The organism is Bacillus sp. FSL K6-0923 (genome assembly GCF_038630825.1).
Taxonomy (GTDB): Bacteria; Bacillota; Bacilli; order Bacillales; family Bacillaceae; genus Bacillus; species Bacillus pumilus.
Genome location: NZ_CP152044.1, coordinates 3,383,676 through 3,398,838 on the forward strand (window position 1 = coordinate 3,383,676; position 15,163 = coordinate 3,398,838).

Below are 15,163 nucleotides of genomic sequence, written 5' to 3' on the forward strand. Positions count from 1 at the left end.
TCCTTTATTTTCTTTTACTGCTGGAGGCAAGCGCCTTGTCCGTTTCGATCATGGTGTTCACCGCTTGTTCTGTTTGTACAAGCTGTTTCTGAAGAATGCCTATATAGGATGTACTTAATTCGTTCAATTGTTGATTGATTTTTTCTAATGTGTCTGCTACTAGGAGCTGGTTTCTCCCTTTGATGGATGTTGGAAGTTTTGCATTCATTTGAGCGCCTGATTGTTTAGTATGTTGTAACACTTGTTTGATTTCACTGGCATCTATTTTGATTTCTCTACTCATGTGACTTCCCTCTTTTTTCTTCCAGTTGTTTCTGCTTTTCTTTCTCTATTTTTCTTTCAACAGAATGGATTTCATGTTCTAACGAATGAATTTCTGATTTTAAGTCACTGATTTTCTCATCAATTCGATTCACTAGATTGGTCAGCTGTACACCTTTAATCTCTTGACTGGCGGATGCCATCTCGTCTCGAATGTCATCAAACGTATCTGCAAGATGGCCAAACCATGTATGTGATGTCAGATCTGGATAAGTCATTTTCTTGTTAGCATCTGCCAGAGCCGATTTTGCTTCTTTTATTTCTTTTCGACACATCTTGAGTTCTATGATTTGTTCTTTTTTTATGGATATGTCTGCCTTTAACGAGTACAAGGCTGTTGTATAACCGATGATAGCTCCAGACATCGTCAAACACCTCTATTCCTCAAATAGTCCTCCGTTATGTTACCATTTCCTAGCACAAGAGGCATATGATTGAAAACAAATTCACCGAAAAATGAATCGTAGGTATTGGGTTTTTATACCTATTTCACATGCACAAAAAAAGCTGAATTCACCAACTGAATCCAGCTTTTGACGCTTATTTGACCGAATCACCAGCTGATGCTGATGGTTGATCGCTAAATGACGTGTCTTTCTTGTCAGGAATATAATGAAGAGAGAAACCGATAAGACTAAAAAAAGCGCTTAACACAAGTGTGGGATTTTTGAATAGGTTCGTACTTGCTATGATCAAATCTCCATTTTGTAAGAGAATCCCTAGAATTTGACCGAATACCAGCATGGTACCTGACGTTAAGAAAAGGACAAGCAGCACTTTAAATAAAAATTCCATCAATGCTCTCATGTGTTTCTCCTTTCTATACTGGAAGTATGCCCATTCCAATGAGCCAGCCAATTCCTACAATCGGCAGCATATAGTAAAGAATGAGCGGTATAAATGTTTTCTCCGGCCGGGCTCCTGCAAGACCAGAAGCGATGAAAATTGACCCTGATGCAGGCGGGGAAGCGCCTTCTGTTGATGAAAAGGCAAGAATGGCGACAACAGCGGCAACTGGATCTACTCCGACTGAGATTAAAGCTGAAAATGAGACAAGCCCAACAGCTGTTAATGTAGCAGTTGAAGATAATGGTCCGGCCACCAGCGTGACAAGAACACCAACAATGAGCACCATGAGCCACTTCGGAATGGCAAGTATTGATGTGATGTGTGTCAAATCTTCTGCGAGTCCTAATTCAGCAAGCACCTGACTAGCAGCAACAGCAAACAGCATCAAGGCACCGATCGTTGTAAACTTAGGAATGGCCGACTTGAAAAACTGAGACCAATCTAAAGCAGACGCCTTTTTTCTTCCAATTGTTAAGCTAATCAGCATCATGAGAATCGGAATCCACGTAATTAAAGAAATTTGATCCATTGCCTCTGGTCCAATGTTTGGATTACTTTTTAAGTAGTTTGCCAGCGGACCAATTGTGATCATGATAGGGATCAAGGCACCGAAAAAAATAAAAATCGATTTCCACCCTTGTTTCACAGCTTCTCTAAAGGGGACAATATCATCTGGCGGCATCGCTTGAATTTTATTTTTTCTCACCAGAATATACACAAGAATAAATCGGTATACGACTTGATACAGTCCACCTATTAAAAGAGCAATATATAAATCACCTTCAGAGACAAGGGCTGCAACTGGTGCAAAGCCGAGCATGATAAACATGGAAGAGTTCGGAGGTAGCGCGGCTCCAAGTCCGCCATTCCCGGCTAGAATCGTGGCCGTATGGGTTCGGCTCCATCCTGATTTAATCATCCAAGAAGCCGTAATAGAGCCAGTGGCAGCTGTGTTTGCAGAATTCGAACCTGATAGAGCGCCTAGGACTGCTGAACCTAACGTACTCATATAAGCCGCTCCCCCAGGAAGCTTGCCGACAACCGAATTCAAGATGCGCAGGAGTGCGTGAATTAATTCCAGCTTCTCGATTAAATAAGCCATGAATACAAACGCAACGGCTGCATAAAGCACCTCATATGTGGATGCAAATATTAAACCATCCCAGAACAGTCTAAGCGCATCCATTCCGCCAAACAAAGTGGTTGCAATAAAGCCTAACAGCATGGCTTCTCCCATATTTCGTTTCACGATGACATTCCATATAATGATGACGGCTATGAATACAATCAATGCAATAAAACCCATGTCGTTTCTTCGCCTCCCTTTCAATTAATAAAGCGCTTACAAAAATCACCCTTGCTGCATCACATCAATGACTTCTTCCCAGCTGGCTGGTTTTTCCCCATTAAACCGTTCAACGAATTGAAAATCTGCTAATCTCTCTAGCTTCTGTTGTGCTGCCCGGGACATGCTCGCATCAATATGAGCTGAATCCAGCATTTCAATAGAGCCAAGTAGTTCGACCGCTCGTCTTTTTGCATGTAATGCACTTCCTGTCACAAGACGATTCATTGTCTCTACAAAACTTTTGCTGTCCATCGTTTCGCTTAGTGAAGAAATCACTTGATCTTCTACATTATACTTTTTGGAAATTTCCAAAAATTCAATAAGTAAACCGACGATTCCTTTCATATAAATGCTTCTTATTAGCTTTAAGGCTGAAGCATCTCCTGGCTGATCACTGATTTTTGTAATATTCATACCGTATTCTTTCGTTAATTCAATGAATCGATCTGTTCCACTTCCGCTTGCCGTGATTGGAACCTTATGTTTGTTAACAGGGAGAGATCCTAGCATGGCGGCATCTACAAATAGAGCTTCTTGCTTTTTAATTTCGTCTGCCACTTGTTTTTTGATGTCTGGAGTTGATGCCGACACATCCACATATACTTGATTTTTTTTCAAACTTCCTAATACAGATTGAGCCACTTCTAAGGTTTTATTCGCTGGCACAGCCGCAATGACAATGTCAGATTTCTCAATGACCTCACTCACATTACTTATTAATTCGACGCCTGTACGAGCTGCTTTTTCTTTCATTGTTCCAGCCAGTTTCTCATTTTGTAATAGTACATCATACGCATAAAAATGATCTAATCCTTCTGTTTTCAACCCCGTTGACAGCTCATATGCCGCTTCTCCATAACCGATAAAGCCTATCTTCATCACAGATTCCCCTATCCCTGAAATTTTTTCATTTTGCCCTCTAGCCATGCAGGTGCTAGGAGACTAATATCCTGCTTTTCTTCACTCATATAATGTTGAATGGTTTTTAATCTTTGATTTTCATATGCTTGTTTCTCCTCAGCCAGCGACAGCATCTCTTCTGCTTTCTCCTTCGGGACAATCACTACTCCATCATCATCTGCAACGACCAAGTCACCTGGTGATACTTTGACCCCTCCACACGAGATGATTTCATTCAATTCACCAGGACCATCCTTAAAAGGTCCATTCGGCGTGAATCCCTTACTATAGATTGGAAAAGCTAATTCCTCCAAAGCGACTTTATCGCGGACAAGACCGTCGATCACGATTCCTTCTATTCCAACAGCCTTTGCTGCACCTGCCATCAATTCTCCTAAATATGCGTGACCCCTATGATCTTTCCCATCAACGATGAGTACATCGCCTACTTGCGCAGAATAAATCGCTTGGTGAAGAAACAGATTATCTCCTGGCCGTAAGCTCACGGTAAAAGCTGTGCCGACTACATTCATGCCTCTCACAACTGGTTTGATTTGATGATCCATCGCGCCGGTGCATCCCATCACGTCTGACAGCAAGGTCGAGTTAAGCTTTTTTGCCCTAGCTATGAGATCATTTGACACGAAATGAACAGTACTCATTGTTTCCATCATCCCCTTTGAGTTATATTCATTACATTTAATTAATTTAAAGTAATATATATTACTTTCGTGATATGATCATACCACCTCATTTTTAAATAGTAAAGCGCTTTCAAAAAAATAAAAAAATGAGTTCCACACGACTAATGTGTTGTGTGATAACTCATTTTCGTTAACATATGATTGATTTGATCTAAACGTGGTTTGGTTCTTTCAGGATCATCCATCGCTAATGCACTTAAGATGAAATCGACGATAAAGATAGCCGATACGACAGAGTTATGAGAGCCTACACTTGCTGAGGAACATGGTAATACATATTGTGCATATTTGGTTAGTGGAGAGCTGTAACTGTCTGTAATTAAAAGGACTTCCACCCCATAAGACTTCGCTGCTTCCATCAAATCCTTCATACGCTTTGCATAGCGCGGATAGCTGACAGCTATAATGAAATCACCCGAGTTGAAATGAACCAAATCATCCACCCAGTCACTTTGATCTGCATCAATATACTGGCAATTCCCCAATAGCCGATTGATTCCTAACGACATGTATTCGCCAACAGGTCTTCCACTTCGGACACTTGTACACAAAACGTGGCGTGCGCTAGCTATTTTCCCAACAATTTGCTGAAAGGTTTCTTCCGTGATATTGTCCAATGCGTACTGGATATTTTGAAATTGCAGTTCTACATGGTTATGCAGGAGCTTACTCTTATTTGAATGCTTGAGATTCGCTTCAAGTCTCGTTTGAGGGTCGGCTTTATGCTTCATAGCTGATTGGAGCTCTTTTTGAAACTCCGAAAAACCGGAATACCCCACAGCAGCAGAGAATCGCATGATGGTTGCTGTACTCGTCCCGACTTTTGACGCTAATTTATCAACAGTTAAAAAAGCGACCTCCATTGGATGTTGTACGATATAATCTGCAATTCTCCTCTGTGCATCGGTTAAAAAAGCGACCTTATGCTGAAGCTTATGTATTAAATCCTCCATTATAGCACCCGCCCATCCTATCGGCTTTATCTACGATCAGATTTGTTCTCTCTATATTGTACACATTTGTCCAAAATAAAAAAACAGCCAGCACGAATATCGCGCTGACTGCTTTAGCCGAGATGCTAGTTTATAGTGCTTGAGCTGCTGTGATAAGCGCAAGGTTGTAAACGTCTTCGGCATTACAGCCTCTTGAAAGGTCGTTTACTGGTTGATTTAAGCCTTGCAAGATTGGACCTACAGCTTCAAAGTTACCTAAGCGCTGTGCAATTTTGTAGCCGATGTTTCCTGCTTCTAGGCTAGGGAAAACAAATACGCTAGCATCGCCTTTAATGACGGAATCTGGTGCTTTTTTCGCTGCTACTGAAGGAACGAAAGCTGCATCGAATTGGAATTCTCCATCAAGTACAAGCTCAGGTGCCTTTTCTTTTGCAATACGAACTGCCTCAGATACTTTTTCTGTTTCGTCTGATTTTGCTGAGCCTTTTGTAGAGAAGCTAAGCATTGCCACACGTGGTTCGATGTCGAACATTTTGGCTGTGTTAGCACTTTCAATTGCAATTTCAGCTAGATCTTGGCTGTCTGGTGCAATGTTGATTGCACAATCAGCAAACACATATTGCTCTTCGCCGCGAGCCATGATGAAGACGCCAGATGTTTTCTTTACGCCTTCTTTTGTTTTAATGATTTGAAGTGCTGGGCGTACTGTGTCAGCAGTTGAATGTGCTGCACCGCTCACAAGTCCGTCTGCAAGACCTTTGTACACAAGCATCGTACCGAAGTAGTTTTCATCTAGTAATGCTTTTCTTGCTTGCTCTTCGGTTGCTTTGCCTTTACGTCTTTCTACGAAAGCTTGTACAAGCTCTTCAAAACCTTCATATGTATGAGGATCATACACGTCAACACCATCAAGTGTAAGACCTAATTCTTTTGCTTTTGCTTCAACTTCTTGTGTTTTACCTACAACAATTGGCTGCAAGACTTTGCCATCTGCTAGTTTTTGAACGGCTGTTAGAATGCGTTCGTCCATTCCCTCAGGAAAAACGATCTTTACTCCTTTACCTGCAACCTTTTCCTGAACTGTTGAAAAAATATCTGCCACTTATATACCCTCCTTGATTTTACAAAAAAAGCGTTCTCTTTTAAGCATACTCTTCTTCTACATAAATTCAAACTACCAACTTACATTATAGCGCTTACATATTAAATTCTTATTTTTCAAACTAATTAAATCAATTTCCATAAAGCTGACTTCGTCGTTCAAGTTTTGATCACATCTTCATTTGGACAAACTATGTTATAGTTGGAACAGATGGAAAACTGTTAATAGGAGTGAAAGAAATGAGCGAACAACATACAACCAATGAAGCAGCTCAAACACTAGACGGCTGGTATGCACTGCATGATTTTAGAACCTTTGACTGGACAGCTTGGAAGCTGCTGACAAGTGATGAGCGCCAAGCGATTCTTCATGAATTCACAGGTCTATTAGAAAAATGGAAAACAGCTGAGCACGATAAGGCTGGAAGCCAAACAATCTATAGTATTGTCGGCCAAAAAGCAGATATTATGCTCATGATTTTGCGTCCAACCATGGAAGAACTGGGTGAAATTGAACTTGAATTCAACAAGACACGACTAGCAGAGTTTACGATCCCAGCTTATTCGTACGTTTCAGTTGTTGAACTCAGCAACTACTTAGCAGGAGGCGGAGATGGCGGAGATCCTTACGAGAACCCGCATGTACGTGCACGTCTATACCCAGAGCTCCCTGCTTCTCAATACGTATGCTTCTATCCAATGGATAAAAGACGTTCCGGCAACGACAACTGGTATATGCTCTCTATGGATGAGCGTAAATCTCTTATGAGAAGCCACGGCTTAATTGGCCGCAGTTATGCCGGAAAAGTAAAGCAGATCATTACAGGCTCCGTCGGTTTTGATGATTATGAGTGGGGCGTCACTCTTTTCTCTGACGATGTGCTTCAATTCAAAAAATTGGTTTATGAAATGCGCTTTGATGAAGTCAGTGCACGCTACGGCGAATTTGGTTCCTTCTTTGTCGGAAACCGCTTAGCAAACGAGCAGCTGGCGTCTTATTTTCATGTATGATAAACTCTTAAGGCTTCGGATCTTTCCGAAGCCTTTTTATGTATTTTTTTAGAAAGGTGATCACATCATGAAAAACTTCCCCATCGCTATTTTTGCTTTAACGCTCGGTGCGTTTTCGATTGGTATGACTGAATTTGTCATTATGGGACTTTTGCCAAACGTTGCTAACGACCTTCATGTATCTATCTCTGCTTCAGGGCAGCTGATTACTGGATATGCACTTGGTGTGGCAGTTGGCGGACCTATTTTAACGTTATCGACTGGAAAAATGTCGAGGAAACATCTTCTCATTTTATTAATGATCCTGTTCGTGGCGGGAAATGCTGTTGCTGCTGTATCAACCTCTTATGGCCTATTAATGGTTGCACGTATTTTGACATCATTTGCTCACGGGACCTTCTTTGGCGTCGGAGCGATCATGGCGGCACGGCTTGTGCCTAAGGAGAAAAGTGCAAGTGCGATCAGCTTCATGTTTACAGGACTGACGGTCGCCAACGTACTGGGTGTGCCGTTCGGTACCTTCATTGGAAATCAATTCGGCTGGCGTATGTCGTTTCTCGTCATTGCTGTCATTGGGCTCATTTCCTTAATCGGTATCATCAGCTTAGTACCCAATCAATCGAAGGAAGAAGTACTGGATATTCGAAATGAAGTGTCTGTTTTGAAAAAGCCACAAGTACTCGTCTCCTTTGCAATGACGATCTTTGGTTTTGCAGGTGTGTTTACCGCCTTTACGTATATCAGCCCGATCCTGCTGCAAGTGACTGGTTTTCAAGAGAATGGGGTGACGCTCATCCTTGTTCTCTTCGGACTTGGGGTCACCATCGGGAATTTAGTTGGCGGAAAGCTTGCCGACTGGAAGCTGATGCCGAGTATTATCGTGTCCTTGATCCTGCTGATGGCTGTCCTGTTATTGTTTACTATCACTTCCGAATTCAAAGTGCCTGCTGTGCTGACCATTTTTGTGTGGGGAATCATTTCATTTATTCTTGTTCCTACCTTGCAATACCGCACGATGAACATGGCACATGAAGCACCGACACTCGCATCAACGCTCAGCCATTCTGCCTTTAATATCGGGAATGCCGGCGGTGCAGCGCTTGGCGGTCTTGCCATCCAGCTTACACATTTACAGCTTGTACCGTTATTTGCTGCAGCTTTAACTTTCATTGGACTCATCATTACGATCATGAGCTATCAGTCAGACAGACGAACAAAAAGGACCTGAGTCAGGTCCTTTTTTATTTCATCACGGTCATTTCTGGCTCTTCTATTTGTTTCACACGTTCCTGAATTGGGTGGGAAAAGGAGTGCTCGGATAAGACGATATGAGATACGGTTTTTGTAAACCCAGACACTGCCTGAATAAAGGCTTCAATTTCTTCAAGGGAAGCGACTGACAACTTAATGAAAAAGCATGACTGTCCTGCCACTCGATACGCAAAAAAAGCGCGTGGGTGCTGATTCATAAAAGCCACAAAACGCTGATACTCCCCGTTTAGCACTGTGACTTCCAGTAAGCAGTCAATCATAAGCCCTAATTTTTTATAGTTGACCTGAACCGAATACCCTTCGATAACCCCTGCATCCTCTAATTTACGCACTCTTTCTGCTACCGCAGGGGCGGATAAATTGACTCGTTTGGACAACTCCCTCATAGATAAGCGAGCATCTTTTTTCAATTCATTTAAAATATGCACATCAACATCGGTGATTTTCATTCGTACCTCTCCTATCCAAAAATCGTTCCATTTGAAAAGTATTTTATGATAATACTTATGATGCGAAATGTAAAATAAAACTAAATAATGGTAGAATTTATTTTAACGGAATTGAATGAAAAAGCAAGTATGGAGGGATCACTTGATGAAAGAATCTTTAGACAGCCAGGCTTCTAAAACATTTCCCATCACACTTGCCATCGCGCTGACACTTGGCGTCTTTGCGGCGGGATCGGAAGAACTGGTGATTTCACCACTGCTGCCTGATTTATCAAACTCCTTTCAGCACTCTCTTGATATTCTCGCCCTTTCCATCAGCATTTATGGGTTAGCAGTGCTTATCGGAGCCCCGCTGCTTGTTCCTTTAGGGGACCGGTATTCAAGGGAGCTATGTCTGATCATCGGGCTTTCTTTCTTTTTGATTGGGACCGTGATGTGTGCGGCTGCCCCGAATTTGGCCGTGTTTTTTGCCGGTCGTGCTCTTTCTGGGCTGGCGACCGGTGTATTTGTGCCAACAGCCTATGCGCTTGTAGGCGACCGTGTTCCTTATGAATATCGAGGCAAAGTGATGGGGCTCATTGTGTCGAGCTGGTCTCTTTCTCTTGTCCTCGGTGTACCAATTGGCGCCTTCATCGGTCAGAGTTTAAACTGGCGATGGACCTTTTGGATTTTCGCCATCATGAGTCTCATTGTCCTGCTGCTCGTCATTATTGAATCTCGTAAACAAACCGCCACAGCGAATACAGGAACACCTCAAGCTAGGGAGAAAGCTGACTCTTTATGGGGAGCTTTGAAAATTGATCGTGTCCCCGCCTATTTGACCGTGACTTTTTGTAATATGCTAGGATTTTATGGCATGTACTCGTTTTTAGGAGCGTATCTGCAAAGTTTATTTTCTGGAGGGCAATCGACGGCAGGACTACTGATCATGGCTTACGGCGTCGGCTTTTCCATGAGTGTATTTACAGGGAAATTAGCAGACTGGTTTGGCAAAACTCGTTCTCTTTTCTTTGTGCTGGGCGGCATTACACTCGTTCTGGCCTTACTTCCTTATGCTCCTTTCTCATGGACATTGCTGATTTTTGCCCTATTTATTTGGGGTGCCATGCAAAGTTTATCCGTCACGCTTTTGAGCACTGTTCTAAGTGACTGCTCCCAAACCCACCGAGGCAAAGTGATGGCTTTTTACAGTCTTGCGTCCAACCTTGCCGTTATGCTTGGTTCCGCTCTTATGGGACCTGTCTATGTCCATTTCGGCTATCATACGGTAGGGCTTCTATGTGCTCTCATTACGCTCGTTGGTTTTCTTGTTAGTTTCGCCAGCTATAAACGTGAACGAACCTTACAGCAGAATCATAAAAACACATTTGAAACGTAAGCTCCATTCACTGCACATCTAGGTATGTGCAGTTTTTTAGATCAATTTTTAATATCATCATAAAATACATTTTTTATAAATTTTGTTGACAATTTACAAACATATTTTTTATAATCTAGTAAAAATTTGAAAAAGATTGGATGGTAAACATGATCTTAAAGAATGATGTTTTTCATTTCAAAGAAGAGCCCATCGTTTCACCTAAGATGTTTACAGTCAATACACTAGGCCCTAAGGGGACAAGCAGTGAATACGCAGCAAAACATTTCATCTCTCATTCCACCACTACACTCGGCACTCATACGAAACTATCCCTTTACGACACGTTCGAAACTTGCATTGAACATACTCTCTCTCACGCACTCCAATACACTCTCGTTCCACACGCATACGAAGGAATCAAACACTTCTACATGAGACCTGACCTGCAGCTCTTACAAATTTTCAGATGTGACACACCCATGTATGGTTTGGCTGTCAGACCAGATTTTCCATTTCATGAACAAATGCTCCACCATTTAAAAATTGTCTCTCATCCTGCACCTGTCAATTTGATTCAATATTTCATTCACCAAAATGCTGAATTTGAGCTGGTCAATTCAACAAGTACTGCCGCACAAAAAGTAAGAGACGGCGAATTTGATTTCGCTTTAACCAATGAGGTAGCCAGAGCCACATATGGCCTCACCTTCGTTCGAACGTTTAAAAGCATCCCTATGAGCTGGTCCATATTCGGAAAAGGAGAGATATAATATGCAAACTGAACAAAAGACGCAAGAACGATATTTTCCACAAGCCAAAAAAATAGAATGGGAGAATGGTGTCACACAATATTCCACGGTCAGAGGTGATACGGAAGTGTTAATCTCATACGTCCCTCCTCACACGATCATTGAACCTCACGAGCATCCCGAAGCACAAATCGGCATCGTATTAAAAGGTGAGCTTCAAATGACAGTCGGTCCATCAATCCAATTACTCACCCCTTTAGAATCAGCCTATATCGCACCACCTTTTGTCCCTCACGGCGCTTCTAACCTGACAGATGAAGAAGTGATTGCTATTGATATTAAGAGATTAAAAGATGGCGAGGAATATACGGCGCCTCCTACTTATTTCTTAGACATTTTCAAAACACGGGATTTACTCCCTGGCATGGAAGTGACCTTTTTTGTTGAGGACTGGATGGAGCTCATGATTGCCAACATTCCTGGAAATGGCGGAGAAATGCCTTTTCATAAACACCGCAATGAACAAATCGGCATTTGCATCAGCGGAGGTTATGATATGACCATTGAAGGCTTTACAGAGAAAATGGAATTTGGTACTACCTACTTCTGTGAACCTAAGGAAGACCACGGGGCGATAAATCCAAAGCCGGAAGCCTCAAAGTCTATTAATCTCTTCTTCCCTCCCCGCTATAATCGGTTGAAGCCAAAAGCGTCTAAGGTGAAGAAATGAACCTTACCGGGAAAGTCGTCTTGATTACAGGAGGTGCATCGGGGATTGGGCTTGCCGCAGTCAAGCTTTTCCTTGAGCACGGAGCAAAAGTCGCAGTGGCTGACATCAATGAAAAAAGCGGAAAACAACTCGTCGAATCATTGGCGCACGAGCATCTTGCGTTTTTCAAAACAGATATTACGAATGAGTCGGACTGTCAAATAACCGTTCAGTCTGTGCTGAACCAGTTTGGGACAATCGATGTGCTGATTAACAATGCAGGCATTGAAATTGTCTCTCCCGTTCACGAGATGACACTGGAGGATTGGAATCACATTGTGCAGGTCAACCTGACGGGTGTATTTCTCATGAGTAAGCATGCTTTGCCGCATATGCTTGAGAAGAAAAGCGGAAGTATTATTAATACCGGATCTGTCGGAGGGCTTGTCGGCTGGCCTGACATCCCTGCCTATAATGCAACAAAGGGCGGTGTCATCCAACTGACCAAATCGATGGCGGTCGACTATGCCGCCCATCAAATCAGGGTAAACTGTATCGCCCCAGGCATTATTGATACGCCATTAAATGAAAAATCCTTTTTAGACAATCATTCAGAAAGTCTTGAGGTTGTTAAAAAGGAAAAAGCAAAGGTGAATCCATTACTTCGTCTCGGAAAACCCGAAGAAATTGCAGGCGTCATGCTGTTTCTCGCCTCTGATCTATCCAGCTATATGACTGGAAGTGTTGTCACAGCAGATGGCGGTTACACCGCTAGATAAAAAGGAGTGCTTTCATTGAGTAAAAAAACCGTTCTTGTCATTGCTGATCTGGGAGGATGCCCGCCCCATATGTTTTATGAAAGCGTGGCTGCATCGTATCATATCGTTTCTTATATCCCGAGACCCTTTGCGATTACAAAGGGACACGCTGAGCTAATCGAAAAATACTCTATTTCGGTCATCAAAGATCGAGATTATTTTGATACAAACCCTTCTTTTGAACACCCAGATTCGATTTACTGGGCACATGATGATTATCTGAAATCAGAGGAAGAGGTGGTGGATGACCTCGTCCGCGTCGCTTCCTTTTTCAAAGCGGATGCGATCACCACCAATAATGAATTATTCATTGCACCAATGGCAAAAGCCGCTGAGCGACTTGGGCTGCGCGGCGCTGGGGTAAAGGCAGCTGAATTAGCGCGTGATAAAGGCCAAATGAGGGCTGCATTCAACGCGGCTGGGGTCAAAGCAGTAAAAACTCAGCCTGTCACGACTTTAGCTGATTTTCAACAAGCCATTGAGCATATCGGGACACCGCTTATTTTAAAGCCTACATATTTAGCAAGCTCCATTGGCGTGACCCTTTTTCATGACCGAGCCGGCAGTGATGATCTCTTTTTACACGTACAATCCTATTTGCAAACCATTCCCGTTCCAAACGCTGTGACGTATGAATCACCCTTTGTCGCTGAGACATACTTGGAGGGCACTTATGAGGATTGGTATCAAGACGACGGCTATTCTGATTATGTCAGTGTAGAAGGATTAGTTGTTGAGGGTGAATATATCCCTTTTGTCATTCATGATAAGACCCCTCAAATCGGCTTTACAGAAACGGCTCATATCACTCCGTCGATCCTAGACAATGAAGCTCAGCACATCATCATTGAGGCAGCAAAAAAGGCAAATGAGGGGTTAGGACTCGAAAACTGTGCCACTCATACAGAGATCAAGCTGATGAAACATCGGGAAACTGGACTGATCGAATCAGCAGCTAGATTTGCTGGCTGGAATATGATTCCGAATATCAAAAAGGTCTTTGGGGTAGATATGGCCAAGCTGCTGATTGATGTATTGGTCGATGGAAAAAAAGCTGATTTGCCAAAAAAACTGCTTTCTGGACATACGCATTATGTAGCAGACTGTCATTTATACCCTCAGCATTTCAAAGAGAGCGGACACATTCCGCCTGAGGCCGCACACATCACCATTGATCATGTGCATATTCCGCAGGACACTTTAGTTGGGGATACTGTCATCATCAGCGAATCCGTCCCACCTAAAGGAACCTTTGTAAATCTATCTTTATTTGAAGCATTTAATGGCATCGTGTCTCTTGAATTAAAAGGGTCGTCTTCTCAAGATGTTGCCGCCTCCATCCGTAACATTCAAAAGCAGGCATCCATTCAGTTAATGGATGAATTAGTGAAGGGATAAGAAAGAGAGGATGTCGTGGTGAAAATCTTACCTTCTAACATGATTGAACGGCTGCCAGAACAAAAATTCGGAACCGTATTTGAGAAAATTGCGCATAAAACAAAGCACGGAGCGAACATCATTAACCTTGGCCAGGGAAATCCCGATCTTCCTACTCCTGCGCATATTGTGCGTGCCCTTCAAGAAGCAGCAGGCACTTTGCAATTTCAGCAATATGCACCTTTTAGAGGCTTTGACTTTTTCAAGCAAGCCATTGCGGATTTCTACAGAAAGGAATTCGCCATTGAGGTTGACCCGAAGAAGGAAATTGCCCTTTTCAATGGAGGAAAAACAGGCCTTTATGTGATGAGTCAGTGCCTGCTTGATCCAGGGGACATTGCCCTCGTCCCCGATCCTGGATACCCAGAATATCATTCAGGTATCTTGATGGCAGATGCAAAGCCATACTGCATCCGGCTAGAAGAGGAAAATGGCTATTTGCCGAATTTCTCATCAATTGATCCAGACGTGTTAAAAAAGGCAAAGGTCCTTTTCTTAAATTATCCGAATAACCCAACAGGTGCTGTGGCAAATGAGGCTTTTTTTGAAGAGGCTGCGGCATTTGCCTCTACTCACGGACTTCATGTGATTCATGATTTTGCTTATGGTTCATTTCATTATGAGCAAAAACCAGTGAGCTTTCTAAAGGCTCCTCTTGGAAAAAACGTAGGCGTGGAATTATATTCTTTATCCAAAACATTCAATATGGCAGGATGGAGAGTCGCTTTTGCTGTAGGCAATGAGGACATCATTCATGCCATTAACGCTTTCCAAGATCATGTGTTTGTCAGTATGTATGGTGGATTTCAGCATGCCGCCACCGTCGCTTTACAAAGTGATGACTGTCATATTCAATCTTTGAAAGAGGTCTACCTTGAACGAATAAATTTCTTCATCCGTCAAGCGGAGAAGCAGCTTGGCTGGACCATTGAACGTCCAGCCGGCGCCTTTTATTTGTGGGCACCGATCCCTGATGATTTCGAGGATTCTCATGCATTTGCCGACTATTTACTCGAGCATGCAGATGTCGTCGTGACGCCTGGGGGTGTGTTTGGAACACACGGAAGACGTCATGTCCGTATCTCAATGGTGACGCCAATTGAACAGCTTGCCCTTTTTATCGATCGGCTGCACATACTGCCGATTCGGTTTCATCAAAAAACCCGCATATAGCGGGTTTTT

General features: G+C 42.8%; 17 protein-coding genes. 8 read left to right on the forward strand and 9 right to left on the reverse strand.

The features are described from left to right. Nucleotides 1–4: 4 nt before the first annotated feature. From MHI16_RS17375 to pta, 8 genes are all read right to left on the reverse strand, one after another. Nucleotides 5–283: a YwqI/YxiC family protein gene (locus MHI16_RS17375; RefSeq protein WP_058013433.1), complete on the reverse strand. Its 279-nt coding sequence runs from the start codon at nucleotides 281–283 to the stop codon at nucleotides 5–7. Continuing rightward, complete coding sequence (locus tag MHI16_RS17380; RefSeq protein ID WP_058013432.1) at nucleotides 276–686, reverse strand: DUF5082 family protein; 411 nt, start codon at nucleotides 684–686, stop codon at nucleotides 276–278. Before MHI16_RS17380 ends, MHI16_RS17375 begins: the two co-directional genes overlap by 8 nt. 175 nt (nucleotides 687–861) lie before the next feature. Further along, the gene (locus tag MHI16_RS17385; RefSeq protein WP_058013431.1) at nucleotides 862–1,128 is read right to left on the reverse strand and encodes a hypothetical protein; all 267 of its coding nucleotides are present in this window, start codon (nucleotides 1,126–1,128) and stop codon (nucleotides 862–864) included. A gap of 13 nt (nucleotides 1,129–1,141) precedes the next feature. Continuing rightward, nucleotides 1,142–2,476: a TRAP transporter large permease subunit gene (locus MHI16_RS17390; RefSeq protein ID WP_058013430.1), complete on the reverse strand. Its 1,335-nt coding sequence runs from the start codon at nucleotides 2,474–2,476 to the stop codon at nucleotides 1,142–1,144. A 45-nt stretch (nucleotides 2,477–2,521) separates the two neighbouring features. Beyond that, nucleotides 2,522–3,397 (reverse strand): prephenate dehydrogenase/arogenate dehydrogenase family protein, encoded by an 876-nt coding sequence (locus tag MHI16_RS17395; RefSeq protein ID WP_058013429.1) that lies wholly within the window; start codon nucleotides 3,395–3,397, stop codon nucleotides 2,522–2,524. Nucleotides 3,398–3,408: 11 nt separating this feature from the next. Further along, nucleotides 3,409–4,080, reverse strand: a complete 672-nt coding sequence (locus MHI16_RS17400) for an RraA family protein (protein ID WP_081042254.1) — start codon at nucleotides 4,078–4,080, stop codon at nucleotides 3,409–3,411. Between the two features lie 143 nt (nucleotides 4,081–4,223). Beyond that, the gene (locus MHI16_RS17405; RefSeq protein ID WP_058013427.1) at nucleotides 4,224–5,075 is read right to left on the reverse strand and encodes a MurR/RpiR family transcriptional regulator; all 852 of its coding nucleotides are present in this window, start codon (nucleotides 5,073–5,075) and stop codon (nucleotides 4,224–4,226) included. Nucleotides 5,076–5,205: 130 nt separating this feature from the next. Next, nucleotides 5,206–6,177, reverse strand: coding sequence for a phosphate acetyltransferase (pta, locus tag MHI16_RS17410; RefSeq protein WP_003215086.1), 972 nt, complete (start codon nucleotides 6,175–6,177; stop codon nucleotides 5,206–5,208). Nucleotides 6,178–6,416: 239 nt separating this feature from the next. Between pta and hemQ the strand changes: the two genes are divergently transcribed. Then, nucleotides 6,417–7,187, forward strand: a complete 771-nt coding sequence (gene hemQ, locus MHI16_RS17415) for a hydrogen peroxide-dependent heme synthase (RefSeq protein WP_058013426.1) — start codon at nucleotides 6,417–6,419, stop codon at nucleotides 7,185–7,187. 67 nt (nucleotides 7,188–7,254) lie between these two features. Then, the gene (locus tag MHI16_RS17420; protein WP_058013425.1) at nucleotides 7,255–8,415 is read left to right on the forward strand and encodes an MFS transporter; all 1,161 of its coding nucleotides are present in this window, start codon (nucleotides 7,255–7,257) and stop codon (nucleotides 8,413–8,415) included. A 13-nt stretch (nucleotides 8,416–8,428) separates the two neighbouring features. On the opposite strand, the gene MHI16_RS17425 is transcribed toward MHI16_RS17420, so the two are convergent. Continuing rightward, nucleotides 8,429–8,908: an Lrp/AsnC family transcriptional regulator gene (locus MHI16_RS17425; RefSeq protein WP_058013424.1), complete on the reverse strand. Its 480-nt coding sequence runs from the start codon at nucleotides 8,906–8,908 to the stop codon at nucleotides 8,429–8,431. A 145-nt stretch (nucleotides 8,909–9,053) separates the two neighbouring features. Here MHI16_RS17425 and MHI16_RS17430 point away from each other — a divergent pair, with 145 nt between their 5' ends. From MHI16_RS17430 to MHI16_RS17455, 6 genes are all read left to right on the forward strand, one after another. Then, entirely contained in the window at nucleotides 9,054–10,286 is a 1,233-nt protein-coding gene (locus MHI16_RS17430) for an MFS transporter (protein WP_058013423.1), read from the forward strand. A gap of 149 nt (nucleotides 10,287–10,435) precedes the next feature. Continuing rightward, nucleotides 10,436–11,038 carry a bacilysin biosynthesis protein BacA gene (locus MHI16_RS17435; RefSeq protein ID WP_058013422.1) on the forward strand — a complete coding sequence of 201 codons (603 nt, stop codon included), beginning with the start codon at nucleotides 10,436–10,438 and terminating at the stop codon, nucleotides 11,036–11,038. Nucleotide 11,039: 1 nt separating this feature from the next. Next, nucleotides 11,040–11,747, forward strand: a complete 708-nt coding sequence (locus MHI16_RS17440; protein ID WP_058013421.1) for a cupin domain-containing protein — start codon at nucleotides 11,040–11,042, stop codon at nucleotides 11,745–11,747. Continuing rightward, a complete protein-coding gene (locus MHI16_RS17445; RefSeq protein WP_058013420.1) occupies nucleotides 11,744–12,505 on the forward strand; it encodes an SDR family NAD(P)-dependent oxidoreductase in 762 nt (253 codons plus the stop codon). The genes MHI16_RS17440 and MHI16_RS17445 overlap by 4 nt, the downstream gene beginning before the upstream one ends. Before the next feature lie 15 nt (nucleotides 12,506–12,520). Then, a complete protein-coding gene (locus tag MHI16_RS17450; protein WP_058013419.1) occupies nucleotides 12,521–13,942 on the forward strand; it encodes an ATP-grasp domain-containing protein in 1,422 nt (473 codons plus the stop codon). A 15-nt stretch (nucleotides 13,943–13,957) separates the two neighbouring features. Beyond that, a complete protein-coding gene (locus MHI16_RS17455) occupies nucleotides 13,958–15,154 on the forward strand; it encodes an aminotransferase class I/II-fold pyridoxal phosphate-dependent enzyme (RefSeq protein ID WP_058013418.1) in 1,197 nt (398 codons plus the stop codon). Nucleotides 15,155–15,163 lie beyond the last annotated feature (9 nt).